Here is a 24,327-nt window from a genome sequence, read left to right on the forward strand (position 1 = left end):
CCTCGACCAGCGCGGGATCGGCGGGAGAGGCCCGGCCCCTGGTCCGGCCGAGCACCGCCCGGACGGCCGTCGCCGCGCGTTCGAGGATCACGAGGTCGACGACGCCGGGCGGCCCCGGCCGTTCCAGCCGGAGCGCGGGCGGTCCCTCCTCGGTCAGCGGGACCCCTGGCCAGGCGGGATCGGCCGGTCCGGGGTCTTCGATCCGGACGCCGTCGCCGGCGATCCCGAACCGGACGCCGTGGTCGGGGGCCTCCAGCCTCGCGGGGCAACCCGCGAGCACGGCCACCCCCCTGACCAGTACCTCCAGGCTCGCCCTGCCCTCGACGAGCTTGTCGAAGTAGGCGATCGCCCGCAGCGCGGCCCCCGCGTCGGCGTCCAGGGCCTCCAGCCGTCCCGCCAGCTCCTTCACGCCTCCATTCAATCGCCTGGGAGGTCAATCGCCCAGGACGCGGCGCAGCCAGGCGGCGCGGGCCTGGCGGGCCTCCCGGGACAGGGCGGCGTGCGGGGCCATCATGTCGAAGCCGTGGAAGCCGCCCGGCCAGACGTGCAGTTCGGCCGCGCCTCCGGCCTGCCAGATGCGGGAGGCGTAGGCGACGTCCTCGTCGCGGAAGGTCTCGGCCGAGCCGACGTCGATGAAGGCGGGCGGCAGCCCCGACAGGTCGGTGGCGCGGGCGGGGGCGGCGTAGGGGCTGACGGCGTCGGTGCCGCGGGCCTCGCCCAGGAGCGCGGTCCAGCCGGTGTCGTTGGCGGTCCTGTCCCAGACGCCGAGGCCCGCCATCTGGAGGGCGGAGGGGGTGTCGTTGCGGTCGTCGAGCATCGGGCAGGCCAGGAGCTGCCCGGCGAGGGCGGGTCCGCCCCGGTCGCGGGCCAGCAGCGCCACGGCGGCGGCCAGCCCGCCGCCCGCGCTCGTCCCGGCGATCACGAGACGGCCGGGGTCGACGCCCAGCTCGGCGGCGTTCTCCGCCGTCCACAGCAGCCCGGCGTAGCAGTCCTCGACGGGCGCCGGGTGGGGATGTTCGGGCGCGAGCCGGTAGTCGACCGACACCACGGCCGCCTTCAGCTCCCCGGCCAGCGCGAGGGTCTCCAGCAGGCCGGTCCGGTTGTCGCCGAGCACCATCCCGCCGCCGTGGACGAAGTAGATCCCCGGCACCGGGCCCGCCGCCCCGGACGGCCGGCACACCAGCACCGGGACCTCGGGATCTCCCTCAGGACCGGGAGCGAACCTCTCCTCCAGGGTGTAGGCGCCCTCCAGCTGGAGTTCTATCGCGGCGAGGTCCGGCTGGGGCATCGTCGCGCCGAGCCTGCGCATCTCGTGGACGGCCTCGATCGTCATCCGCTCCGGCATCAGCCCGCGCAGCAGTTCCAGCGCCGCGGCCAGCTCCGGATCGAACGGGACCGGCGGGTGGACCACCTCGGAAGACGTCATGACCTTCTCCTCACCTCGACAGGCCCCCATCCTGTCCCGCCCGGACGCCGGACGGCAGCGCCATCCGGCGGAGGAACCCCGCCGGATGGCGGGGTGCTGGGGTTCACGACGGCCGGGTGACCATGAAGTCGTCGAAGGCGGCGATCGCCTTGTTGCTCCCCGCCTCGGGCACCTGGGTGACGAGCCCGACCTGGGCGATGGTCGTCGCCGGGAGCCCTTCGGCGTCGGACGCGCCGACCACCGCCTTGCCGTTCACGGTGAAGACGAGGTCCTTGCCGTCCGCGCGGCAGTCGGCCTGGAGCCGGACGGCCGTGCCCTTCTCCGCCGCCGTCGTCTTCGCGGAACCGAGATCCCGGCTGGAACCGGCGGCGTAGCGGACGATGCGGGCGTTCCCCGTGGAGCTCAGCAGGAACAGGTAGCCGCTGCCGTCCTCCTCGTTCCAGCGGCACAGCAGGCCGACCTCGCCCGCGCCGTCCAGCTCCCTGATCCGGGCCTGGACCGCGATCATCAGCCGTGGCTCGGCGGCCGTCGCGTCCTTGGCCGGGACCGGGGACAGCGCCGGATTGCGGGGGTAGGAGGTGTCGGCGAGCATCGCGTAGTCGCCCTTGTCGGGCTCGTAGCCGTGCAGGGAGCGCTGGTCGGCGCCGCCCTCGGGGACGAAGCGGTAGCCGTCCCAGTCGGGCTGGGAGTTGAAGTCCGCGGAGTACAGCGGCTGCCCGCTCAGCTTCGCGGCCGGGGGCGTCCCCGATCCGCCGTCCGGCCAGAACGCGAAGGCGAGGCCCGCGACCGCGACGACGGCGACCGCCGCCGCCCCGATCGCCAGGGGCTTGCGCCGCGACGCCCGCGGGAGCGCCACCGGGCCCGCCTGGTAGGAGGTCAGCGCGGGGGGCTCGACGAAGGTCCGCTCGGCCGGCGGCCCGGGGACGGTGGCCTCCAGGCCGCCGGGGGCGTCCGGCGCGGTCGGCTGGTCGCCGATCAGCTTCAGCAGGACGTCCTTGGCGGCGGGCCGGGCGGCGGGGTCCTTGGCCAGGCAGGCCCGGACGACCTCGCGCAGGTCGGCCGGGAGCGCCGGCAGTTCCGGCTCGTTGTTGACGATCCGGTACATCACCTCGGGCGCCCCGCCGGTCCCGAACGGCGGACGCCCGCCCGCCGCGAACGCGATGGTCGACGCCCAGGCGAACAGGTCGGCCGCGGGCCCGATCTCGCCGCCGAGCACCTGCTCGGGCGCCATGTAGACGACGGTGCCGATCACCGTGCCGACCGCGGTCGCCTGGGAGCCGAGCACCCGGGCGATCCCGAAGTCGATCACGCGGGGACCGTCGGGGCCGAGCAGGACGTTGTGCGGCTTGAGATCGCGGTGGACGATCCCTGCGGCGTGGATGGCGGTGAGGGCCGTCATGGTGCCGACCGCGAGCCGCCGGAGCTGGCCGGGGCCGCGCGGGCCCTCCCGCACGACGGTCTCCTGGAGCGACGTGCCCTCGACGAACTCGCTGACGACGTAGGGGCGTTCCCCCGTCAGATCGGCGTCGAGGACCTCGGCCACGCAGAACGACGACACCTGCCGGACGTGGTCGACCTCGCCCGCGAACCGCCGCAGCGCCTCGGGGTCGGCCACCAGGGCCGGGTTGAGCGCCTTGACCGCGACCGGTTCACCGGCCGCGGTCCTGCCCAGATAGACGACGCCCTGACCTCCCTCCCCGAGCCGTCCCTGCAGGGTGTACCGGCCCAGGACCAGCGGGTCCCCGGGGGTCAGAGCGTCCATCCGTACTCCTCGATCAGTCCCCCAAGGAAACCATCTCCGCACCCGGAACAGCAGTGGTTCGTCCCGAACTGTGACCGGGCCGCCGGACGATCAGCAGCACGAGCGCCCCCGTCGCGAGGCCGAGGACCCCCGACACGACCAGCGTCAGGTTCAGCCCGTGCGCGAACGCGCCCTCCACCAGATGCCGGGCCTGCGGCGCCCGCTCCAGGACGGCCTGCGCCCGGCCGCTGCTCAGCGCGTCGGCCATCTCCCGGGAGCCGGGTACCCTCCCCTCCAGCGAGCCCGCCATCCCGTCCCGGAAGACGCCGCCGAGCACCGCGATGCCCAGCGCGAAGCCGACCTGCCGGAACGTGGTCACCGCGCCCGCCGCCATCCCGCTGCGCTCGACCGGCACCGCCGCCATCGCCGCCGACGACAGCGCCGGGGTGCCGATGCCGACCCCGATCCCGACGATCGCCAGCCCCGGCATGACCGCCCACCAGCTCGATCCGGCCGACAGCACCGCCTGTGCGAGCGCCCCCGCCCCGATGAACAGCAGGCCGATCCCGATGGTGAGCCGCGGCGCCGCCTCGTGGAAGAACCGCCCGCCCGCCCCCGCGACGACGAACGCGACCGCGCTCATCGGCAGGATGACCAGCCCCGTCTGGATCGCGCTCAGCCCCAGCAGCGACTGCATCCACAGCGACAGGTAGGCGCCGTAGGCGAAGGCGGAGAGCGTCAGCAGCGCCCCCGCGATCATGATCATCGTGAAGGACGGGTTCCGGAACAGCCGCAGGTCCAGCATCGGCTCGTCCCGCCGGGTCTCGACCACGGCGAAGACGGCGAGCAGCACCGCGCCGCCCGCCAGCGACGCCACGGTCCCGCCCTCGCTCCAGCCGGTCTCGCCCGCCCTGATCAGCCCGTAGGTGACCAGGCCGATGGCCCCGGCGAAGGCGGCCGTCCCCGGGACGTCCACACGGCGGGCGTGCGGGTTCCTCGACTCGCCGACGGCCTTCAGCGTGAGCACGACCGCGATCGCGCTCACCGGAAGGTTGATCAGGAACACCGCCCGCCAGCCGAACGGCGACACCAGCAGCCCGCCCACGATCGGCCCCGCCGCGGCGGCGGCGCCGTTGACGGCGCCCCACACCCCGAACGCGACGCCCCTGTCCCGGCCCTGGTAGATGCTGTTGATCAGCGCCATCGTGGTCGCGAACATCGCCGCGGCCCCGACGCCCTGCACCCCGCGGGCGGCGATCAGGAATCCGGCGTCCGGCGCCAGCCCGCAGGCCAGCGACGAGACGGCGAACAGCACGGTCCCCGCCACGTACACCCGGCGGCGGCCGATCAGGTCGGCGAGTGATCCCGCGCCGAGCAGGAGCGCCGCGAGCAGCAGCGCGTAGACGTCCATGACCCACTGGAGTGAGGAGAAGGACGTGTCGAGCCCGGTCGCCATGTCCGGCAGCGCCACCACCACGATGGTGACGTCGACCAGCAGCATGAACGCACCCGTGCAGATCGCCACCAGCGGCAGCCACTTACGCATGTGAGTCCCCTTTCGCGTCACCCCAGGTTCGGGCGTCCGCGGGCGGAACCGGGAGCCGGACCGGGGATCCGGCGCGGAATCCGACACCGCTTAGGCTGTGGTGGTGGAAACCGTCATCATCGACGCGCTGGACCGCCAGATCATGCACGGCCTCGGTCTCGACGGCCGGGTCTCCTTCGCCCGTCTCGCCGAGGTCATCGGCGTCTCGGACCAGACCGTCGCCCGCCGGTACCGGCGGCTGCGCGGGCAGCGGCTGATCCGCGTCGTCGGCCTGTGCGACCACCGCAGGACCGGCGGATCGAGCTGGTGGGTGCGGCTCCAGTGCGCGCCGGGCTCGGCCCCCGAGATCGGCCGGGCGCTGGCCCGGCGGCCCGACACCGTCTGGGTGCAGCTGATGTCGGGCGGCGCCGAGATCCTCTGCGGGGTGCGGACCGCCGTGCCCGATCCCCGCTCGTCCCTGCTGCTCGACAAGCTGCCGCGCAGCTCCCGGATCACCGCGGTCTCGGCCCACTCGATGCTGCACCTGTTCGCGGGCGGTTCGCTCGGCGACGGCGCCGCCCTCATCGAGGGCCTCGACGAGCACCGGGTGAAGGAGCTCCGGCGGCCCCCGGCGCCGCCGGTCGCGGAGGAGCCGTTCGAGCTCGCCGAGCCCGACCTGGCCCTGCTCGCCCTCCTCGGCCGGGACGCCCGCATCCCCAACGCGGAGCTGGCGGCGGACGTCGGCTGGTCGGAGTCGGCCCTGCGCCGCCGGATGGACCATCTGCGCGCCGCCGGGGTCCTCTACTTCGATCTCGAGGTGGACGTGAACCTGCTCGGGCTGCGCTCCCAGGCCTGGCTCTGGCTGAAGGTCCACCCCGCCGACCTGGACGCCGTCGGCACCGAACTGGCCCGCCACCAGGAGGTCCCCTTCGCCGCGGCGACGACCGGCTCGTCGAACCTCACCGCGATCGTCTGCTGCCGGAGCCCCGAGGCGCTCTACACGTACCTGACGACCAGGATCGGCTCGCTGTCCGGCGTCCAGAGCATCGAGTCGGCGCCCGTGACCATCACCCTGAAGCAGGGCGGAGCCGTCATGCCCGCCGCCCGGTTCGAGGCCCCCCGACCCCATTGACCCGGGCCCGCCGAACGCGCATGCTGCTGGACACTCGCGAAGATTGTTCGGCTTCTGGAGGATGCGGGTGCGGGCTCGAAGCGTGATCGTCCTGACGGGTGTCCTGGCGTCGCTGCTCGGCGTACCGGCGCGGGCTGCGGCGGCACCGGCGGCGGCCGGATGTGATCCGATCGATCCGGCGGCGTGCCTGCTGCCCTTCCCCAACGACTGGTACACCGTCGGCGACCCGAAGACCGGCACGGGGCGGCGGATCGACATGACGGCCGCGCAGACCCCGAGGAACACCCTCGGCAAGGCGGTCGATCCGGCCGAGTGGAACCGCAACGACGGGTTCTCGCCCGGCTCGATGCTGCTCGCGCACGTCCCCGGCCTCGACCTGGCGCGGACCGGGGCCGCCCCGATCACCGACATCGGCGGGTCGCTGGCGCCCGACGCCCCGATCGTCGTGGTCGACACCGCCACCGGCGAGCGCTGGCCCTACTTCGCCGAGCTCGACGCCAACGCCACCGATCCGGCCCGGCGGGCGCTGATCGTCCGGCCCGCGAAGAACTTCCTCGAGGGGCACCGCTACGCCGTCGCCCTCCGCGATCTCAGGGACGCGGCCGGGCGGGTGATCCCGCCGACCGCGGCCTTCACCCGGCTGCTCGGCCCCGACCTGCCCGCCGGCGACCCGCTGCGGGCCCGGCAGGCCGCCGAGCGGGCCACCCTCGCCGACCTCGCCGCGCGCGGCGTCACCACCGAAGGCCTCTACCTGGCGTGGGACTTCACGGTCGCGAGCGGGCGCAACCTGTCGGAACGGATCCTGAAGATCAGGGACGACGCGTTCGCGAAGCTCGGCGCCCGCACCCCCGGCTACCTCGTCACCGAGGTCACCGAGAACCCGGCCGACGACCCGATCGCCCGCGAGGTGCGCGGCACGATCTCGGTGCCGAGCTACCTGAACCTGCCCGGCGGGCCGCCCGGATCCCGCTTCCACTACGGGCCGGACGGGCTGCCGTCCCAGCTCCCGTTCAACGTCCAGCTCGCCGGATTCCAGTGTGAGATCCCCCGCTCGGCCTACTCCACCCCCGGCCGGGCCGCGCTCTACGGGCACGGCCTGCTCGGCGCCGAGTCCGAGGTCGGCTCGGGGGCGGTCAAGGCGCTGGCTGCCGAGCACGGCTTCGTGTTCTGCGCCACCAAATGGGCCGGGCTGTCCCAGGACGACGTGGCCACAGCGGTCCTGGCGCTGGCCGACCTCAGCGGCTTCCCCGCCCTCGCCGACCGGATGCAGCAGGGCCTGCTGAACATGATGTGGCTGGGCCGGGCGATGACCACCGGCCTCGCGGGAGACAGGGCGTTCCGGTCCCCCGGCGGCAAGTCCGTGATCGACACGAGTCTCGGCCTGTCCTACGACGGCAACAGCCAGGGCGGGATCATGGGCGGCGCCCTGACGGCCGTCTCCACCGATCTGCGCAGGTCCGTGCTGGGCGTCCCGGGGATGAACTACAGCACCCTGCTGAACCGCAGCACGGACTTCAGCACCTACGCCACCGTCATGAACCTCGCCTATCCGGACAGGCTCGACCAGCAGATCGGGCTGGCGCTCCTCCAGATGCTGTGGGACCGCGGCGAGGCCGACGGCTACGCCCAGCACATGACCTCCGACCCGCTGCCCGGCACGCCGCCGCACCAGGTGCTGATGCACGTCGCGTTCGGCGACCACCAGGTCTCGCCGCTCGCCGCCGAGGTCGAGGCCCGGACGATCGGCGCCCGCATCCACCGGCCCGCCACCGCCGAGGGCCGCAACCCCGACACCGTCCCCTACTGGGGCATCCCGGCCCTGCCCGAGGGCCCCTTCACCGGCTCCGGCCTGGTGATCTGGGACAGCGGCTCGCCCTACCAGCCGCTCACCAACACCCCGCCCTCGTCCGACACCCGCGACCCGCACTCCGACCCGCGCAAGTCCGCCGACGCCCGCCGCCAGGCCGCGATCTTCCTGAAGACGGGCGAGATCGTCGACGTCTGCGCGGGGCTCCCCTGCCGGGCCGCCGGGGGCTGAGCCCTCAGCGGGACGCGACCAGCTTCAGCGGCCCCGCCGCCAGCACCTCCGGCGCGTCCTCCCAGGGCACGACGTCGGAGGTGACCGGCCGCGGGTCGAACCGCCCCGAGGCGACCAGATCGAGGACGGCGGGGATGTCGGGCCGGACGTGCGCCCGGCCCGTGCGCAGGGTGCAGCAGCGCGTGTACATGCCGAACAGCGGCAGCGGCGGGTCCTCGAAATAGACGGTCGCGACCGTGCAGACGCCGTCGTAGGCGGTGCTCCGGAGCGCCAGCCGCACGCCCTCGTGGTCGCCGCTGGCATCGACGGTGACCGGGAACGTCCCGTGCCTGCCCCGGTAGGGGCTCTCGACCGGCTCGGCCCCCAGCGCCTCGGCGACGGCGAGCCGCGACGGCTCGTGGTCGAGGTAGACGACCCGGGCGGAGCCGAGGGAGACGGCCAGGCCCGCGGCGTAGAGGCCGATCGACGGGGATCCCCCGCCGCCGACGACCAGGACCTCGGCGCCCGGCTCGTCGGCGAGCGGGCCCGCGACCGTCCGGTAGGCGTCGGGGATGTTGTCGCTGGCGCTGGCGACCGCGACGGGATCGACCCCGCCGGGCAGCGGGACGAGCATCGCGTCGGCGTGCGGGACCAGCGCGAGGTCGGCCCAGAGCCCGCCCCAGGCGAGCCCGCCGAGCGGCCCGAGCCCGTAGGTCGACAGCCTCGGATGCTCCGCGCAGTTCCCGGTCCGCCCGCGCGAGCACGGCGCGCACCGGCCGCACGAGATCTGGAACGGCACGATCACCAGATCGCCCGGGGCGCACCCGGTCACCCCGGGCCCGGTCGCGACGACCTCCGCGACCCCCTCGTGCCCGAACGCGTACGGCCCGGCCAGCGGGAAGGCCCCGCGCAGCACGGCCGGATCGATGTCACAGGTCGCCACCGCGACCGGGCGCACGATCGCCTGCCCCGCCCCGGTGAGCTCCGGATCAGGGGCCTCCTCCCAGCGCAGCGCGCCGGGACCGTCCAGCATCAGTCGTCTCATGCCCTCTACTGTCGCTAGAACGTTCTTTCCAGTCAAGGTCCCGGCGGGCGGGACACGGGCCGCGAAGCCTCAGGGAAGGGCCTGGCGGACGAGCCCGGCCATGGCCTCGCCCACCGTGCGGAGGGGGGCGTCCGAGCGCTGGACGCGGGCGAGCATGGCGGCCCCCTCGTAGGCGGCGACGATCGTCGTGGCCAGGTCCGCGGCCCGGTCCGCGGGCAGTTCCAGCGCCACCAGCAGGCCCGCGACGGCCTCGGTCATCGCGGCGAAGGCGCGCGCGCAGGCCTCGCGGACGAGCTCGGAGTCGGCGGCGCCGTCCAGGGCCGGGGTGCCGACCGGGCAGCCGTCCGCCCAGCCGGAGCCGGACAGCCGCCGGGCCATGAAGGAGAACAGGTCGCGGCCGAACCGCGAGGCGTCCGGGGTGCGGGAGCGGATCATGCCGGCGACGAGGTCGCCGCAGGCCTCGATCGCCGCGGCGGCGATCTCCTCCTTGCCGCCGGGGAAGTGGTGGTAGATCGAGCCGTAGGGAAGCTCGGACTCCCGGCTCAGGGCCTTCAGCCCGAGACCGTGGTATCCGTGGCGGGACAGCAGGTCACAGGCGGCAAGTTCGATGCGCTGCCGGGAGTCGGTCGCCATCCGGTCAGCGTACTCACGCCTCCACGGGCCAGGTGTGAACAGGCTCGTTGGTGTGCATGTTGGCGATGTAGCGGAGCATCATGGCGCGCAGCGCCTCGGGCCGGGTGAGGTTGCGGCGCTCCTCGAGGGCCCGGACGGTCGCGATCTGCCAGTCGGCACCGGTCCGCTCGGCCGCGCACCGCTGCTCGATGATGCCGAGGAGACGGTCCCGGCGTCCGGGGTCGAAACCCTGCCGGACCAGGCCCTCGGCGGCCATCGGCAGCAGCCGCCGCAGGACCAGCCGGGCCGCGGTCGGGTCGCCGTGGTCGCGGCCGTCGGGGTCGGGCCAGGCCAGCGGGGCGTGGATGCCGAGCCGGGCGGCGCGGTGCAGGTTCTCCTCCGCGGCGGAGAAGCCCATCCGGGTCCAGACCGGGCGGTCCTCGTCGGCGAGGTAGCGGAGCAGGCCGTAGAAGAGCGCGCCGTTGGCCATCGTGTCGGCGACGGTCGGCCCCGCGGGCAGCACCCGGTTCTCCACCCGCAGGTGCGGACGCCCTTCGACGACGGCGTAGACCGGCCGGTTCCAGCGGTAGACGGTCCCGTTGTGCAGGGTCAGTTCGTCGAGCGTCGGGGTCTCGCCCGCCTCGAAGGCGGCGACGGGATCCTCCTCGGAACAGATCGGCAGGAGGGCGGGGAAGAAGCGCGTGTTCTCCTCGAACAGGTCGAAGACCGAGGTGATCCAGCGCTCCCCGAACCACACCCTCGGCCGGACGCCCTGCGCCTTCAGCTCGTCCGGGCGGGTGTCGGTGGCCTGCTCGAACAGGGTGATCCGGCTCTCGTGCCACAGCTGCCGGCCGAACAGGAACGGCGAGTTGGCCGCGACGGCCACCTGGACGCCCGCGATGGCCTGGGCGGCGTTCCATGCGGCGGCGAACTCCTCCGGGCTGACCTGGAGATGGAACTGGGCGCTGGTGCAGGCGGCCTCGGGGGTGATGCTCTCGACGGCCGTCTCCAGCCGCTCCGCCCCCTCGATGACGATGGGCATCGCCTCGCCGCGCGCCGCGAAGATCTGCTGGTTGAGCAGGTGGTAGCGGTCGTTGCCCGACAGGTTCTCCAGATGGATGTCGGACTCGCGCAGCGTCGGGAGGATGCCGACCATGACCAGGCTCGCGCCGACCGTGCGGGCCGCGTCCTCCGCGTTGTTCAGGTTGTCGCGGATCTCCTCCTCCAGCGCGCCCGCGCCCCCCAGCTCGCGCGGCGGCACGTTGATCTCGAGGTTGAAGCGGCCCAGCTCGGTCTCCCAGGCCGGATCGGCGATCGCGTCGAGCACGTCGGTGTTGCGCATGAGCGGATCACCCGCCGCGTCGACCAGGTTTAGTTCGATCTCCAATCCGATATGCGGACGACCGAATTCAAAACGGGATTCGCGCAGCATCCGGGCCAGCACATCCAGGCACCGGCGCACCTTCTCGCGGTACTGCCTGCGGTCCTCGCCACTGATCTCGACCGCTTCGACGTCCTTGCCCATGAACGCACTGTGCCACTTTCCCGGGGCCGCTAACCCGGTACGGCCCCTGGGCCTTGTCGGCCGGGTGTGGCCGGGTTACCATCCCGCCGACTTTTAGGAAGCTTTCCTAAAAGAACCTTAAGGCGAGAGGGACCCATGCACCTTTCGAGGGCGGCCGTCGCGGTCGTCACGCTCCTGGGCGGCGTGCTGCTGCCCGCCACGGCCGCACACGCGGCCAACATCGCGTCCAATCCCGGCTTCGAGAACGGCCTCAGCGGCTGGACCTGCTCGGCGTCGTCCGGGGCCGCGGCCGTCTCCAGCCCGGTCCACACCGGGAGCGGCGCGCTGACCGCCACCCCCGCGGGCGACGACCTCGCCCGCTGCCGGCAGACCGTCGGCGTCAAGCCGTCCTCGGCCTACACGCTGTCGGCCTGGGTGCGCGGGAACTACGTGTTCCTGGGCGCCACCGGGACCGGCGGCACCGACCCGCAGACCTGGGCCGCGCCCGGCGCGACCTGGACCAAGGTCTCCACGACCTTCACCACCGGTCCCTCGGCCTCCACCGTGACCGTCTACCTCAACGGCTGGTACGGCCAGGGCGCCTACGCCGCCGACGACGTCGTCCTCGACGGCCCCGGCGGCACGACCACCCCGGTGGACACGGCCGCTCCGACCGTCCCCGGCGGCGTCTCCGCCGGATCGCCCACCTCCAGCAGCCTGAACGTCACCTGGACGGCCTCCACCGACGACGTGGGCGTCACCGGATACGACGTCCTGCGCTCCGGCACCTCGACGCCCGTCACGGTGTCCGGAACCTCCTACACCGCCACCGGCCTGGCGGCGAACACCGCCTACTCCTTCCAGGTCCGGGCCCGCGACGCCGCCGGCAACACCTCCGCCTACAGCGCGGCCGCCGGCGGCACGACCAGCACGACCACCACTCCGCCGCCCGCGAACATCACCTTCGCGCCCTACATCGACATCACCTTCCCCACGCCCAGCCTGGCCTCGGTCCGGAACGCCACCGGCCAGAAGTACTTCACCCTCGCCTTCGCCCTCGGCGACAGCACCGGCTGCAACCCCGCCTGGGGCGGCACGATCCCGCTGAACGACTCCCGGATCATCAACGACGTCCGGGCCCTCCAGGCCGCGGGCGGGCAGGTCATCGTCGCCACCGGCGGCGCGGCCGGTCCCTACCTCGAGCACGTCTGCGGCACCTCCGCGAGCCTGCTCGCCGCCTACGAGAACGTCCTCGACACCGTCGGCACCAACCACCTCGACGTCGACATCGAGGCCTCCATCGACGTCGCCAAGGTCAACACCGCGCTGAAGCAGCTCCAGGCCGAACGCGGCACCACGATCAGCTACACGCTGCGGATCCAGGGCCAGGACTACGGGATCGACCCGTTCTCCGTGCAGATCCTCCAGGACGCCGCGGCGAAGGGGCTCGAGGTCCTCGTCAACCCGATGCTCATGGACTTCGGCTTCACCGGCGACTGGGGCGACGCGCTCGTCTCGGCGGCCTCCGCGACCCTCGGCCAGATGAAGACGATCTGGCCGGGCCGGACCGACGCCCGGCTCCGGCGGATGCTCGGTCTCACTCCCATGATCGGCAAGAACGACACCGGGCCGATCACCACCCAGGCGGACGCCAGGAAGCTCCTGGCCTTCGCCCAGTCCAACCACGTCGGGCGGATCGGCTTCTGGTCGATCGGCCGCGACAACGGCGGCTGCCCCGGCGGCACCCTGTCCCCCACGTGCAGCGGGGTCGCCCAGTCCGCCTACGAGTTCACCTCCGTCTTCTCCGCGTTCACCGGCTGAGGGATCCCCCCATGAGAATCAGAAACCTGCTCGTCGCGGCGCTGCTCGGCGTCGCGTCCGTCGTCACCGTGGCCGCGCCCGCCCAGGCCGCGCCCGTCACCGCGTCCTTCACCAAGGTCTCCGACTGGGGCTCGGGCTTCGAGGGCAAGTACACCGTCACCAACGGCACCACCAGCGCGATCAACGGCTGGAACGTCCAGTTCGACCTGCCCTCGGGCTTCTCGATCAGCTCCGCCTGGGACGCCACCATGGTCCGCAGCGGCCAGCACTACACCTTCACCAACCCGGGCTGGGCCCCGACGCTCGCGGCCGGCGCCTCGGCGACCTTCGGCTTCAACGGCGCGCCCGGCAACTTCAGCGCCCCGACCGGCTGCACGATCAACGGCGCCGCCTGTACCGGCGGCCCCACGACCGGAGCGCCCGGCACCCCCGGAACGCCCACCGCGAGCGCGACCAACACCAGCGTCGCCCTGTCGTGGGGCGGCTCCAGCGGGACGGTCACCGGCTACCGCGTGTACGAGGGCTCGACCGTCAAGGCCACCGTCACCGGCACCAGCGCCACCATCAGCGGGCTCGGCACCTGCACCCCGCACACCTACAACGTGACCGCCTACAACGCCAACGGCGAGTCGGCCCACAGCGGCTCCGTCAGCGTCACGACCACCGGCTGCACGAGCAACGGCTCCAAGCTGGCCGGCGCCCCCTACCTCTACCTCGGCTGGGGCAACCCGCCCAGCCCCACCTCCGTCATGAGCGCGACGGGCGTCAAGGCCTTCACCATGGCGTTCATGCTGTCCGGCGGCGGCTGCACCCCGGCCTGGGACTCCAGCCGACCGCTGACCGGCGGCGTCGACGCCTCCACCATCGCCGCGATCAAGGCGGCGGGCGGCGGCGTCCAGATCTCCTTCGGCGGCTGGCAGGGCAACAAGCTCGGCCCGAACTGCGCCACCTCCGCCGACTTCGCCGCGGCCGTCCAGCAGGTCATCAACGCCTACGGGCCGGTGGCCGTCGACTTCGACATCGAGAACACCGACGAGTTCGAGAACACGACCGTCCAGGACCGCATCCTCGGCGGGCTCAAGATCGTCAAGCAGAACAACCCCAACACCAAGGTCGTCATCACCTTCGGCACCTCGACCACGGGCCCCGGCTACTACGCCCAGCGGCTCATGACCCAGGCCAAGGCCCTGGGCGTCGGCATCGACAACTGGACGATCATGCCGTTCGACTTCGGCGGCGGCAACGACATGTACGGCAACACCGTCAACGCCCTCGAGGGCCTGAAGAACTTCCTCAAGACCACCTACGGCTGGGACGACGCCACGGCCTACGCCCATACCGGCATCTCCGGCATGAACGGCCTGTCCGACCAGCAGGAGCTCACGACCACCGCCATCTGGACCCAGATCCGCGACTACGCCAAGTCCCACGGGCTCGGCCGCCTCGCCTACTGGTCGGTCAACCGTGACCGCGGCTGCGCCGGCGGCGGCGTCGTCTCCAACTGCAGCGGCATCGCCCAGGCCGACTGGGCCTTCACTCAGATCACCGCGGGGTTCTAGAGTGTCGACCTAACGCTTGCTCGGGAGGCACGGATGGGTTTTCGCATCGACGCACAGCTCACCGTGGCTCCCGGGGAGGTCGCCGCCACCGCCGAGCGCCTGCGCGGCCTCGGCTTCGACGGCGTCTTCACCTTCGAGGGCCCCGCCGACGTCTTCCTGCCTCTGACCCTGGCGGCGTCGGCGGGGCTCGATCTGATGACCAACATCGCGGTCGCCTTCCCGCGCAGCCCCGTCCATCTCGCGCACACCGCGCACGATCTGCACCTGCTGAGCGGCGGCCGGTTCAGGCTCGGGCTCGGCAGCCAGGTCAGGGCGCACGTGGAGCGGCGCTACGGAGCGGCGTTCGACCGCCCGGCGGCGCGGATGCGGGAGTACGTGCTCGCGATCAAGGCGATCCAGCACTCCTGGCAGACCGGCGAGCCCCTCGACTTCCGGGGCGAGTTCACCACCCACACCCTGATGCCGCCGCTGTTCTCCCCCGGCCCGAACCCGCACGGCACACCGCCCGTCCTGGTCGCCGGGGTCGGCCCGCTGATGACGGCCGTCGCGGGCGAGGTCGCCGACGGCTACCTCATCCACCCGTTCAACTCCCCCGCCTCGGTCGAGACGACCACGCTGCCCGCCCTCGACAAGGGCCTGGCCACCGCCGGACGCAGCCGCTCCGACCTGGAGATCTGCCACCAGTTCATCGTCGGGACCGGCCGCGACGAGGCCGAGGTCGCCTCCGCCCGCGAGGCCGCCAGGACGATGATCGCCTTCTACGGCTCCACCGCCGCCTACCTGCCGGTCCTGGAGGCCGAGGGCGCCGCGGAACTCCACCCCGCGCTGCGCGCCCTCACCCGGGAGAACCGCTGGGGCGACCTGCCCGGCCTGATCCCCGACGAGCTGCTCGACCGCATCGCCGTGACGGGCTCTCCCGACCAGGTCGCCGCGGCGATCCGCGCCCGTGCCACCGGGCTCGCCGACCGGATCGCCCTGTGCACCCCGCACGTCCCGTCCCCGGAGGCGCTCACCACGCTCCTGGACGCCCTGCACTGAGACACCTGCGCGCTGTGACGCCCCGCACTGAGCTGAGACGCCCCGCGCCGAGGGAAGCCCCGCACAGGGCCGTCAGGCCTCGTCGTCGCTCGGGTCGTCCTCTTCGGGGCGGCGCGGCTGCCACTGGGGCCGTCCGAAGAGCTTCTCGATGCTGCGGCGCTCGCGCTTGGTGGGCCGTCCCGCGCCGCGGTCGCGGACGGCGACGGCCGTCTCCCGGGCGGGCGGCGGCGGGCTGTTGTCGACATAGCACTCGACGGCCACCGGCGGCCCGACCCGCTTGCTGATGATCTTCTTGACGACCAGGACCCGCTCCCAGCCCTCGACCCGGACCCTGACCTCGTCCCCCACCTTGATCGACTGCGCCGGCTTGGCCCGCACGCCGTTGACCCGCACATGCCCGCCCCGGCACGCGTCGGCCGCCAGCGAGCGCGTCTTGACCATCCGCACCGACCAGATCCAGGCGTCCACCCGCCCGCTCAGCACCTCACCAGCCATGCCCGCGACTCTACTTCGCCACCGCCCCCCGCACACCGGGGACGATCTGCCTCAAAGATCGCTACCTCAGAGATCGAGGCGCGGCTGCGGGCTCTCGGGTGCGTCGGCGGCGTCCGCCGGGGCCTCGAGCAGGGAGACGGGGGCATCGGCGACGACCCGGCGGCGCCTGCTGGCGAGCAGGCGGTTCGGGCCCATCCGGCCGGCGAACAGAAGGGCGAACAGGAGCAGGGCCGCTCCGCTGAGCACCGTGACGATGCCGGGGAGGACCAGGCTGACGCCGCCCGCCGGATCGCCCACGAGAAGGACCGTGCCTACGACCATCAGGATGACGCCGACCACTGCGAGCATTTCTCACATCCACTGCCGGAACCGACCGAGCCTCGGACCCGATGAATCCCCCTTTTGGTCCCTTTTACTCATTTGCCGGGGTTTTCGGGCGGCACGGGGTTGCAGAACGCCGTTCGGTAGGCTGCGGCCCATGCGCATCGGCATCGGCCTGACCGAACCCACTGGACCTGACGCCCTGGCCAAGCTGCGGACCACCCTTCAGCGGGCCGCCGACGACGGCCTGTCCTCCGCGTGGGCCACCCACATCTTCGGCCTCGACGCCCTGACCTCGCTGGCCGTCGCGGGCAGCGGGATCCCCGGCCTCGAACTGGGGACCTCGGTCGTCCCCACCTATCCGCGCCACCCCGCCGCCCTGGCCCAGCAGGCCCTGACGACCGCGCTCGCCGTCGAGGGCAGGCTGACCCTCGGCATCGGCCTGTCGCACCAGATCGTCATCGAGGGCATGTTCGGGCACGACTTCAGCCGTCCGCTGCGCCATCTCGACGAGTACCTGTCGGTCCTGCTGCCTCTGCTCGACGACAAGCCCGCCCAGTTCACCGGCGAGACGCTGACCGGGAACATCACGCTGTCGCCGCCGCGCACCGGCCGGGTGCCCGTGGTCGTCGCCGCGCTCGGCACCCAGATGCTCAAGCTCGCGGGCGAGCGCGCCGACGGCACCGTCACCTGGATGACGGGCCCCGCGACCCTGCGCGACCACACCATCCCGACCATCACGGCGGCGGGCGCCGCGGCGGGCCGCCCCGCGCCGCGCGTCATCAGCATCCTGCCGGTCTGCGTGACCGACGACCCCGAGGCCGCGACGGCCCGCGCCGCCGACGTCTTCAAGGTCTACGGCTTCCTGCCGTCCTACCGGGCGATGCTCGACCGCGAGGGCGCGACGGGCCCCGAGGGCGTCGCGATCGTCGGCGACGAGGACACCGTCGCCGCCCGCATCCAGGACCTCGCCGCCATCGGCGTCACCGACTTCATCGCGGGCGAGTACGCCTCCGGAAAGGACGGCATCAGGACGCGGGCCCTGCTCAAGTCCCTGGCCTGACCCGGCTCAGTAGCTCCACGGCTCGCCCCCGGCCCGCTCCAGTTCCCTGCGGGCCAGGGGCGTGTCCAGTTCCTCCAGCCCCCGGATCGCCCAGAACCGCAGATCCTCGTCGTGGCCGTCCAGCACGGCGGCGAAGACCGGCAGGGCCTCCTCCGACCGGGCCTCCGCGATCAGCTCGAGCAGCCAGCGGCGCAGCTCGCCCGCGGGCTCACGGCCGAACTCCTCGATCAGTTCGGTGACGTAGGAGTCGGCGTGCTCACGCACGAAGTCGAACCCGTCCTGCCGCAGCCGGACGTCCTGGCTGCGCATCCTCTCCATGGCCCGGTCGAACCGCTGTCGCGACATGCCCGGCATCCTACGATCCCCCGCCGACAGTTCCGGTCCCGATCATCCCGGGTGTGGACATATGCCGGATTTTGAGAGATGATTCCAACATAATCCAACATCATATGTTTGAAAGTGTTGATAATGTCATGAGCAGTGTGCTGGAGACCGGGGCCCGGACGGCCGGGGTGCTCTCCGACGGCCGGGAGATCCTCTACTTCGACGACGAGCCGGGCCACGACCGGACGGCCTCCGACACCAGGGACCTGGCACCGTTCACCCCCGGTGCCGAGCTGCGCCGCGACCCCCTGACCGGGCAGCCCGTGCTGATCGCCGCGCACCGCCAGACCCGGACGGTCAGCTCCGCGGGAGGCGACTGCCCGCTCTGCCCGTCCCGGCCGGGGCATCCGACCGAGGTCCCCGCGGCCGACTACCACGTGGCCGTCTTCGAGAACCGGTTCCCCTCCCTGGGCGGGGCGGTCGGCGGCCGGTGCGAGGTCGTCTCCTTCTCCGCCGACCACGACCGCTCCGTCTCCGGCCTGCCCGCGGACCGGCTGACGACCATCGGCCGGGCCTGGGCCGACCGGACGGCCGCGCTGTCGGCGCTCCCCGGGGTCGAGCAGGTCTTCGTGTTCGAGAACCGCGGCGCCGAGGTCGGGGCGACCCTGTCCCATCCGCACGGCCAGATCTACGCCTACCCCTATCTTCCGCCCGTCCAGGCCGCCGTGCTGGCCTCGGCCCGCGCGCACCGGGCCGAGCACGGCGGCTGCCTGCTCTGCTCGGTCGTCGCCGCCGAGGCGGCGGGGCCGCGCGTGGTCGCCGCGACGGACGACTTCGTCGCCTACGTGCCCGAGGCCGCCCGCTGGCCCTACGAGGTGCACCTCGCGCCGCTGGCCTGCGTGCCCGACCTGGCCGCTCTGCCCGGGGAGCTCCTCCCCCGGCTCATGGCTCTGTACGGCGACGTCCTGCGCCGCTTCGACGGGCTCTTCGGCGACCCGACCGCCTACATGGCCTGCTGGCATCAGGCCCCGGTCCTGCACCGCGCCGACCTCTCGCACTTCTACGTCCAGATGTTCACCACCCGCAGGGCCGCGGGGAAGTGGAAGTTCCTGGCCTCCAGCGAGTCGTCCGCGGGCGCCTTCATCAACGACGTGTCCCCCGAGGCCGCCGCCGCGCTCTTCCGCGCCGCGGGAGACCGTTCGTGATCGGGGTCTGGCACGCGCCGGGTCGCGTCAACCTGATCGGGGAGCACACCGACTACAACGCCGGGCTCGTCCTGCCGTTCGCGCTGCCGCAGGGCGTCACGGTCGCCGGGTCGCGCCGCGACGACGGCCTGCTGGAGATCCACTCCCAGGGCCGGTCGGAGACCGTCGACCTCGCGGGCCTGGAGCCCGGATCGGTCACCGGCTGGGCCGCCTACGTCGCCGGGGTCGCGGGCGTGCTGCGCGAAGCCGGGCATCCGGTCGGCGGGGCGACCCTGCGGTTCGTCTCCGATCTTCCGCCGGGCGCGGGGGTCTCCTCCAGCGCGGCGCTGGAGTGCGCCACGGCCCTCGCCCTCACCGCCCTCTACGGGGTGCGGCTGGACCGCGCCGAGCTCGTGCTGGTCGCCCAGCGGGCCGAGAACCGCTACGCCGGGGTGCCCTGCGGGGTCCTCGACCAGTCGGCGTCGCTGCTGTGCAGGGCCGGGCACGCGCTCCTGCTCGACTGCGCGAGCGGCGAGTCCGCGCAGATCCCGCTCGACCTCGGCGACCACCGCGTCCTCGTCGTCGACACCAGGGCCGACCACCGGCTCGGCGACGGGGGTTACGCCGACCGGCGGGCGTCCTGCGAGAAGGCGGCCGGGCTGCTGGGCGTGGCGGCGCTGCGGGAGCTCACCGATCCCGAGCCGCCGCTCGACGACCCGGTCCTGCGCCGCCGGGTCCGGCATGTGGTGGGCGAGAACCTGCGCGTCGAGGCCGCCGTCGGCCATCTGCGGCGGGGCGAGATCGCGGCGATCGGCCCCCTGCTCACGGCCTCGCACGTCTCACTGCGCGACGACTACGAGGTCTCCTGGCCCGAGGCCGACGCGGCCGTCGAGGCCGCCCTCGGCGCGGGCGCGCTCGGGGCCCGGATGTTCGGCGGCGGCTTCGGCGGCTCCATCCTCGCCCTGGTCCACCTGGACGCCCTGCCGCGCGTGCGGACCGCGGTCACCACCGTCTTCGCCGGGAACGGCTGGACCTCCCCCGTCTTCCTGGAGGCGGTCGCGTCCCCCGGCGCCCACGCCCGCTAGCTCAGCCGATCAGCAGCTCGCCGACCTGGCCGGTCAGCTCCTCGCGTTCGGCCGGGCCGAGGCCCGCGTCGGTGACGAGGACGTCGGCGTCGCGCAGGTCGGCGATCGTGCTGATGCCGATCGTGCCCCACTTGGTGTGGTCGGCCAGGACGATCCGGCGCCTGGCCGCCGCGACCAGGGCCCGGTCGGTCTCGGCCTCCAGCAGGTTGGGCGTGGTGAACCCGGCGTGGGTGCTCATCCCGTGCACGCCGAGCAGGAGCAGGTCGACGTTGAGCGAGCGGATCGCGGCCACCGCGATCGGCCCGACCAGAGCGTCGGACGGCGTCCTGATCCCGCCGGTCAGCACGACCGTGTGGTCGGGACGGCCCTGCCGGTGGAAGACGTCGGCGACCTGGAGGGAGTTGGTGACGACCGTCAGGCCGGGCGTGCCGAGAAGATGGCGGGCCAGCGCCCAGGTCGTGGTGCCCGCGGAGATCGCCACGGCGGTCCCGGGCGCGACGAGCGCCGCCGCCCGCGCCGCGATGGCCTCCTTCTCCTCCCGCTGCACCGCCGACTTCGCCTCGAACCCCGGCTCCTCGGTCGCGGGGGCGCCGATCGCGGTGGCCCCGCCGTGCACCTTCACCAGCACCGACTGCTCGGCCAGCACCTCGAGATCGCGCCGCACGGTCATGTCGGACACCCCGAACCGCTGGACGAGCTCGGCGACCCGCACGGCCCCGTCCCGCCGCACCAGCTCGGCGATCTCCTCCCGCCGCTGTCCTGCGAGCACTCCGCGCACCTCCTCCGGGCGATCCACCATGATTAAACATGACCCTGGGCCCGCGCCCGGGACGCGGCCCGGGTGCCCGCCGAGACGGGAGCGGCCAGGAGTCCGGTCACGAGGTCGATGAGATCGCTGACGAACAGGGCGTGGTCGGTGCGGCTGGAGACCCGCGGGCGCCGGGCCAGCTCGGTGATCGTGAACCGGACGGCGAGGAAGCGCCGGTGGTGGCTGACGGCCAGCGGGTCGAGCATCGGCAGGACCAGGGCGCGCCAGCGATGGGTGCTGGTGTCGGGATCCTCGGGCGCGGAGAAGGGCGGGCGCGGCCGGTTGAGGACGTCGGCGAGGACCTGGAGGTAGCCGACACCGCCCTCGGCGTCGAGCTCGGCGGCGAGCGGCCGCACCAGCGCGGCGACGAGCGTGTGCAGATCGGGACGCCCGTCGGCCTCGTACTGGTCGAGCAGCGCGTGCCTGCGCGCCTCGACCTCGGTGTCGTGCCGGGCGAGCACCGCCCTGACCAGCCCCGCCCGGTCGCCGAAGTGGTACTGGAGCGCGCTGGCGTTGCGGGTGCCGGCCGCGGCGTTGATCTCACGGAGGCTGACGGCCTCGAGCCCGCGCTCGGCGAACAGGCGCTCGGCCGCCGTGATCAGACGTTCCCTGAGGTCACCACCCGAATTCATGCACTCATATTGACATTGAATGCGGTCGCATTAAACATGAAGGCGGCGAAAGGTGGACCCCATGGCGATCGACTTCACTCTCGAACCCGAACTGGAAGCCATCAGGCTCCGGGTCCGCGGCTTCGTCGACGAGGTCGTCCGGCCGGCCGAGACCCGGCTGCTCGGCGAGCGCGACCTGGATCGCGACTCCTACATCAAGCTGCTGTTCGGCCTGCGGGACGAGGCCAGGACGGCCGGCCTGTGGCTGCCGCACATGCCCGCGGAGTGGGGCGGGATGGGGCTCGGCCATGTCGAGCTGGCGATGGTCCAGGCCGAGGCGGCCAAGACCTACTACGGCCCGTTCGTCCTCAACTGCCAGGCCCCCGACGAGGGCAACATGCACACCCTCCTGCACTGGGCCGACGACGCCCAGAAGGAGCGGTACCTGCGCCCGCTGTGCGAGGGCCGCGCCATGAGCTGTTTCGCCATGACCGAGCCTGAGGTCGCGGGCTCCGACCCGACCCTGATCAGGACCACGGCCGTCCTCGACGGCGACGAGTGGGTGATCGACGGCCACAAGTGGTTCATCTCCAACGCCCACCGGGCCCGGTTCGCGATCGTCATCGCCAGGACCGAGGACGATCCGGAGATCCCGCAGGCCGCCAACTCCGCGTTCCTCGTCGACATCCCGTCCGAGGGCTGGACCGAGGTCCGCCAGATCGAGACGATGCACGGCGGCACCGGCCACTCCGAGATCCGCCTCGACGGCCTGCGCGTCCCGGCCGGGAACCTGCTCGGCGGCCGCGGGAAGGGCCATCTGCTCGGCCAGTACCGGCTCGGCCCCGCCCGGCTCGCGCACTGCATGCGGTGGATCTCCCAGGCCGAGACGGCCCTCGACCTCATGGTCGGCCGGTCCCTCGACCGCTTCGCGCACGGCTCGCTGCTCGCCGACAAGCAGGGCGTCCAGTGGATGATCGCGGACTCGACCATGGAGGTCTACCAGGCCAAGCTCATGGTCCTGCACGCCGCCCACCGCATCGACCGGGGCCTGCCGTTCAAGTCCGAGGTCTCCATGGCCAAGCACTTCGTGGCGAACATGCTCAACCGGGTGATCGACCGCGCGATCCAGGTCCACGGCGCCCTCGGCTACTCCACCGACACCCCGCTGGCCCACATGTACCAGCACGCCCGCTGGGCGCGGATCGCCGACGGCTCCGACGAGATCCACCAGATGCGCATCGCCCAGCGCGCCATCGCCGCCTACCAGGAGCACGGCACGACCCGCGCCGCCACCGGGGACCTTCCGCTGTGACCGGCCGGGGCCCGCTCGCCGACCTCGACACCCTGCTCACCGCGCCCGGCCAGCCCTTCGAGGTGGTCGAGACGCAGGTGCGGGGCGTCCCGACCCGCGTGTGGAAGAACGCCCCCGCGACGCTCGGCGACGCCCTGGCCCTCAGCCGGATCCACGCCGACGCCGTCTTCCTCGTCCACGAGGACCGGCGGATCTCCTTCGAGGAGCACTACCTCGCGTCCGTCCGGCTGGCGCACGCGCTGCGCGATCGGCTGGGGGTCCGCGAGGGCGACCGGGTCGCGATCGCGATGCGGAACCTGCCCGAATGGTCGATCGCGTTCTGGGCGGCCGCGGTGGCCGGTGCGGTGGCCGTCCCGCTGAACGCCTGGTGGACCGGGGAGGAACTGCGCTACGGGCTGGCCGACTCCGGCGCGTCCGTCGTGTTCTGTGATCCCGAGCGGGCCGGGCGGATCGGCGGCGTGCCGGGCCTGACGGTCGTCGAGACCGGCGGGCCGTTCGACGCGCTGCTCGCCTCGGTGCCCGCGACCGCCGAGGCCCCGCGGACCTCGGTCGGCCCCGACGACGACGCCACGATCTTCTACACCTCGGGCACGACCGGACGCCCCAAGGGGGCGCTCGGCACCCACCGCAACATCTGCACCAACCCGATGAGCCTCGGCTACGTCCGGGCCAGGACCGCCCTGCGCGACGGCGAGAGCAGGGAGCCGAATTCCGGGGAGCAGAGTTCGGGGCAGCCGGGCCATCTGCTGTCGGTGCCGTTCTTCCACGCCACCGGCTGCCACTCCATCCTGATCGCCAACCTGCTGGCCGGCGGGAAGCTGGTCATGATGCGCCGCTGGGATCCCGGACGCGCGCTGGAGCTGATCGAGCGGGAGCGGGTCACGGCCTTCGGCGGCGTCCCCTCGATGGTCATGCAGGTGCTCGACCATCCGGACTTCGCGGCCCGCGACACCTCCAGCATCAGGAACATCGGCTACGGCGGCGCCCCCGCCCCGCCCGACCTCGTCCGCCGGATCACCGCGCACTTCCCCGGCCGGGCGGCGTCCAACGGGTACGGGCTGACCGAGACCTCGTCGCTGTCGACGATGAACGCGGGTTCCGACTACGCGGCCCGGCCGGACAGCGTCGGCCCGCCGGTCCCGGTCGTGGACGTCAAGGTCGCCGGGCCGGACGGCGCCGATCTGCCGCCCGGCGCGACGGGCGAGCTGCTGATCCGCGGCCCGAACATCGTCAAGGGCTACTGGAACCGGCCCGAGGACACCGCGGCGGCGTTCCGTGACGGCTGGTTCCACACCGGCGACATTGCCCGGATCGACGACGACGGCTTCGTCCACATCGTCGACCGCGCCAAGGACATGCTGATCCGCGGCGGCGAGAACATCTACTGCGTCGAGATCGAGACGGTCCTGCACGACCATCCGGCCGTCGCCGACGCCGCCGTCATCGGGCTCCCCCATCCCGTCCTCGGCGAGGAGCCGGCCGCGATCGTCCAGCTCCGCCCCGGCCATCCGGCCGGCGAGGACGTGCTGCGCGCCCACGTCGCCGAGCACCTGGCCGCCTTCAAGGTGCCCGTCCGCATCTGGTTCTCCGCCGAGCCGCTCCCCCGCACCGCGGCGGGCAAGATCCTCAAACGGGAACTCAGGACGGCCTACTCCGGCCGTCCCTGAGGAGATACGGACGCCCGCCGGGTCTGAGCCTTGACCC

The 24,327-nt window shown here is 73.0% G+C and carries 21 protein-coding genes and 1 pseudogene; 10 read left to right on the forward strand and 12 right to left on the reverse strand.

Features of this window, described 5'->3' with window-relative positions; all coding sequences use genetic code 11:
• The 4 genes and pseudogenes from ABD785_RS39280 to ABD785_RS39295 form a co-directional block, all read right to left on the reverse strand.
• Nucleotides 1–409 (reverse strand): annotated as a pseudogene (locus ABD785_RS39280) (hypothetical protein); the annotation flags it as partial.
• A gap of 24 nt (nt 410–433) precedes the next feature.
• Nucleotides 434–1,426: an alpha/beta hydrolase gene (locus ABD785_RS39285; RefSeq protein ID WP_344839378.1), complete on the reverse strand. Its 993-nt coding sequence runs from the start codon at nt 1,424–1,426 to the stop codon at nt 434–436.
• 103 nt (nt 1,427–1,529) lie between these two features.
• On the reverse strand, nt 1,530–3,188 hold the full coding sequence (locus ABD785_RS39290; RefSeq protein WP_344839381.1) for a serine/threonine-protein kinase: 1,659 nt from the start codon (nt 3,186–3,188) through the stop codon (nt 1,530–1,532).
• A gap of 13 nt (nt 3,189–3,201) precedes the next feature.
• The gene (locus ABD785_RS39295) at nt 3,202–4,713 is read right to left on the reverse strand and encodes an MFS transporter (protein ID WP_344839383.1); all 1,512 of its coding nucleotides are present in this window, start codon (nt 4,711–4,713) and stop codon (nt 3,202–3,204) included.
• A gap of 103 nt (nt 4,714–4,816) precedes the next feature.
• Between ABD785_RS39295 and ABD785_RS39300 the strand changes: the two genes are divergently transcribed.
• Both ABD785_RS39300 and ABD785_RS39305 read left to right on the forward strand, forming a co-directional pair.
• Nucleotides 4,817–5,824, forward strand: a complete 1,008-nt coding sequence (locus tag ABD785_RS39300; RefSeq protein ID WP_344839385.1) for an Lrp/AsnC family transcriptional regulator — start codon at nt 4,817–4,819, stop codon at nt 5,822–5,824.
• 61 nt (nt 5,825–5,885) lie between these two features.
• Nucleotides 5,886–7,862, forward strand: coding sequence for a hypothetical protein (locus tag ABD785_RS39305; protein WP_425547875.1), 1,977 nt, complete (start codon nt 5,886–5,888; stop codon nt 7,860–7,862).
• Nucleotides 7,863–7,866: 4 nt separating this feature from the next.
• Here ABD785_RS39305 and ABD785_RS39310 read toward each other — a convergent pair whose 3' ends face one another.
• The 3 genes from ABD785_RS39310 to ABD785_RS39320 form a co-directional block, all read right to left on the reverse strand.
• Entirely contained in the window at nt 7,867–8,886 is a 1,020-nt protein-coding gene (locus tag ABD785_RS39310) for a zinc-dependent alcohol dehydrogenase (RefSeq protein WP_344839389.1), read from the reverse strand.
• Between the two features lie 69 nt (nt 8,887–8,955).
• Nucleotides 8,956–9,519 (reverse strand): TetR/AcrR family transcriptional regulator, encoded by a 564-nt coding sequence (locus ABD785_RS39315; protein ID WP_344839391.1) that lies wholly within the window; start codon nt 9,517–9,519, stop codon nt 8,956–8,958.
• A gap of 13 nt (nt 9,520–9,532) precedes the next feature.
• Complete coding sequence (locus ABD785_RS39320) at nt 9,533–11,023, reverse strand: glutamate-cysteine ligase family protein (RefSeq protein WP_344839395.1); 1,491 nt, start codon at nt 11,021–11,023, stop codon at nt 9,533–9,535.
• A 135-nt stretch (nt 11,024–11,158) separates the two neighbouring features.
• On the opposite strand from ABD785_RS39320, the gene ABD785_RS39325 reads away from it, so the two are divergent.
• Genes ABD785_RS39325 through ABD785_RS39335 form a run of 3 tightly spaced genes read left to right on the forward strand, consistent with a single transcriptional unit; the run spans nt 11,159 to nt 15,420 of the window.
• Entirely contained in the window at nt 11,159–12,823 is a 1,665-nt protein-coding gene (locus ABD785_RS39325) for a carbohydrate binding domain-containing protein (RefSeq protein ID WP_344839397.1), read from the forward strand.
• Nucleotides 12,824–12,834: 11 nt separating this feature from the next.
• Entirely contained in the window at nt 12,835–14,382 is a 1,548-nt protein-coding gene (locus ABD785_RS39330) for a cellulose binding domain-containing protein (protein ID WP_344839400.1), read from the forward strand.
• A gap of 33 nt (nt 14,383–14,415) precedes the next feature.
• Nucleotides 14,416–15,420 carry a TIGR03617 family F420-dependent LLM class oxidoreductase gene (locus tag ABD785_RS39335; RefSeq protein ID WP_344839403.1) on the forward strand — a complete coding sequence of 335 codons (1,005 nt, stop codon included), beginning with the start codon at nt 14,416–14,418 and terminating at the stop codon, nt 15,418–15,420.
• Nucleotides 15,421–15,492: 72 nt separating this feature from the next.
• On the opposite strand, the gene ABD785_RS39340 is transcribed toward ABD785_RS39335, so the two are convergent.
• Together ABD785_RS39340 and ABD785_RS39345 are read right to left on the reverse strand one after the other, a co-directional pair.
• Nucleotides 15,493–15,915, reverse strand: coding sequence for an RNA-binding S4 domain-containing protein (locus ABD785_RS39340; protein WP_344839406.1), 423 nt, complete (start codon nt 15,913–15,915; stop codon nt 15,493–15,495).
• Between the two features lie 66 nt (nt 15,916–15,981).
• Entirely contained in the window at nt 15,982–16,263 is a 282-nt protein-coding gene (locus ABD785_RS39345) for a hypothetical protein (RefSeq protein ID WP_344839409.1), read from the reverse strand.
• A 130-nt stretch (nt 16,264–16,393) separates the two neighbouring features.
• On the opposite strand from ABD785_RS39345, the gene ABD785_RS39350 reads away from it, so the two are divergent.
• Nucleotides 16,394–17,299, forward strand: a complete 906-nt coding sequence (locus tag ABD785_RS39350) for a TIGR03564 family F420-dependent LLM class oxidoreductase (protein ID WP_344839412.1) — start codon at nt 16,394–16,396, stop codon at nt 17,297–17,299.
• 6 nt (nt 17,300–17,305) lie between these two features.
• Here ABD785_RS39350 and ABD785_RS39355 read toward each other — a convergent pair whose 3' ends face one another.
• On the reverse strand, nt 17,306–17,644 hold the full coding sequence (locus ABD785_RS39355; protein ID WP_344839416.1) for a HEAT repeat domain-containing protein: 339 nt from the start codon (nt 17,642–17,644) through the stop codon (nt 17,306–17,308).
• A 128-nt stretch (nt 17,645–17,772) separates the two neighbouring features.
• On the opposite strand from ABD785_RS39355, the gene ABD785_RS39360 reads away from it, so the two are divergent.
• Nucleotides 17,773–18,828 carry a galactose-1-phosphate uridylyltransferase gene (locus tag ABD785_RS39360; RefSeq protein WP_344839418.1) on the forward strand — a complete coding sequence of 352 codons (1,056 nt, stop codon included), beginning with the start codon at nt 17,773–17,775 and terminating at the stop codon, nt 18,826–18,828.
• A complete protein-coding gene (gene galK / locus ABD785_RS39365) occupies nt 18,825–19,892 on the forward strand; it encodes a galactokinase (RefSeq protein ID WP_344839421.1) in 1,068 nt (355 codons plus the stop codon). Before ABD785_RS39360 ends, galK begins: the two co-directional genes overlap by 4 nt.
• 1 nt (nt 19,893) lies before the next feature.
• Here the strand turns inward: galK and ABD785_RS39370 are convergent, their stop codons facing one another.
• Together ABD785_RS39370 and ABD785_RS39375 are read right to left on the reverse strand one after the other, a co-directional pair.
• Entirely contained in the window at nt 19,894–20,661 is a 768-nt protein-coding gene (locus ABD785_RS39370; RefSeq protein ID WP_344839462.1) for a DeoR/GlpR family DNA-binding transcription regulator, read from the reverse strand.
• Nucleotides 20,662–20,693: 32 nt separating this feature from the next.
• On the reverse strand, nt 20,694–21,332 hold the full coding sequence (locus ABD785_RS39375) for a TetR/AcrR family transcriptional regulator (RefSeq protein WP_344839424.1): 639 nt from the start codon (nt 21,330–21,332) through the stop codon (nt 20,694–20,696).
• Nucleotides 21,333–21,393: 61 nt separating this feature from the next.
• On the opposite strand from ABD785_RS39375, the gene ABD785_RS39380 reads away from it, so the two are divergent.
• A complete protein-coding gene (locus ABD785_RS39380) occupies nt 21,394–22,623 on the forward strand; it encodes an acyl-CoA dehydrogenase family protein (protein WP_344839427.1) in 1,230 nt (409 codons plus the stop codon).
• A complete protein-coding gene (locus ABD785_RS39385) occupies nt 22,620–24,290 on the forward strand; it encodes a class I adenylate-forming enzyme family protein (RefSeq protein WP_344839430.1) in 1,671 nt (556 codons plus the stop codon). Before ABD785_RS39380 ends, ABD785_RS39385 begins: the two co-directional genes overlap by 4 nt.
• The last annotated feature ends 37 nt before the right edge of the window (nt 24,291–24,327 follow it).

The organism is Actinocorallia longicatena, from assembly GCF_039534125.1.
Taxonomy (GTDB): domain Bacteria; phylum Actinomycetota; class Actinomycetes; order Streptosporangiales; family Streptosporangiaceae; genus Actinocorallia; species Actinocorallia longicatena.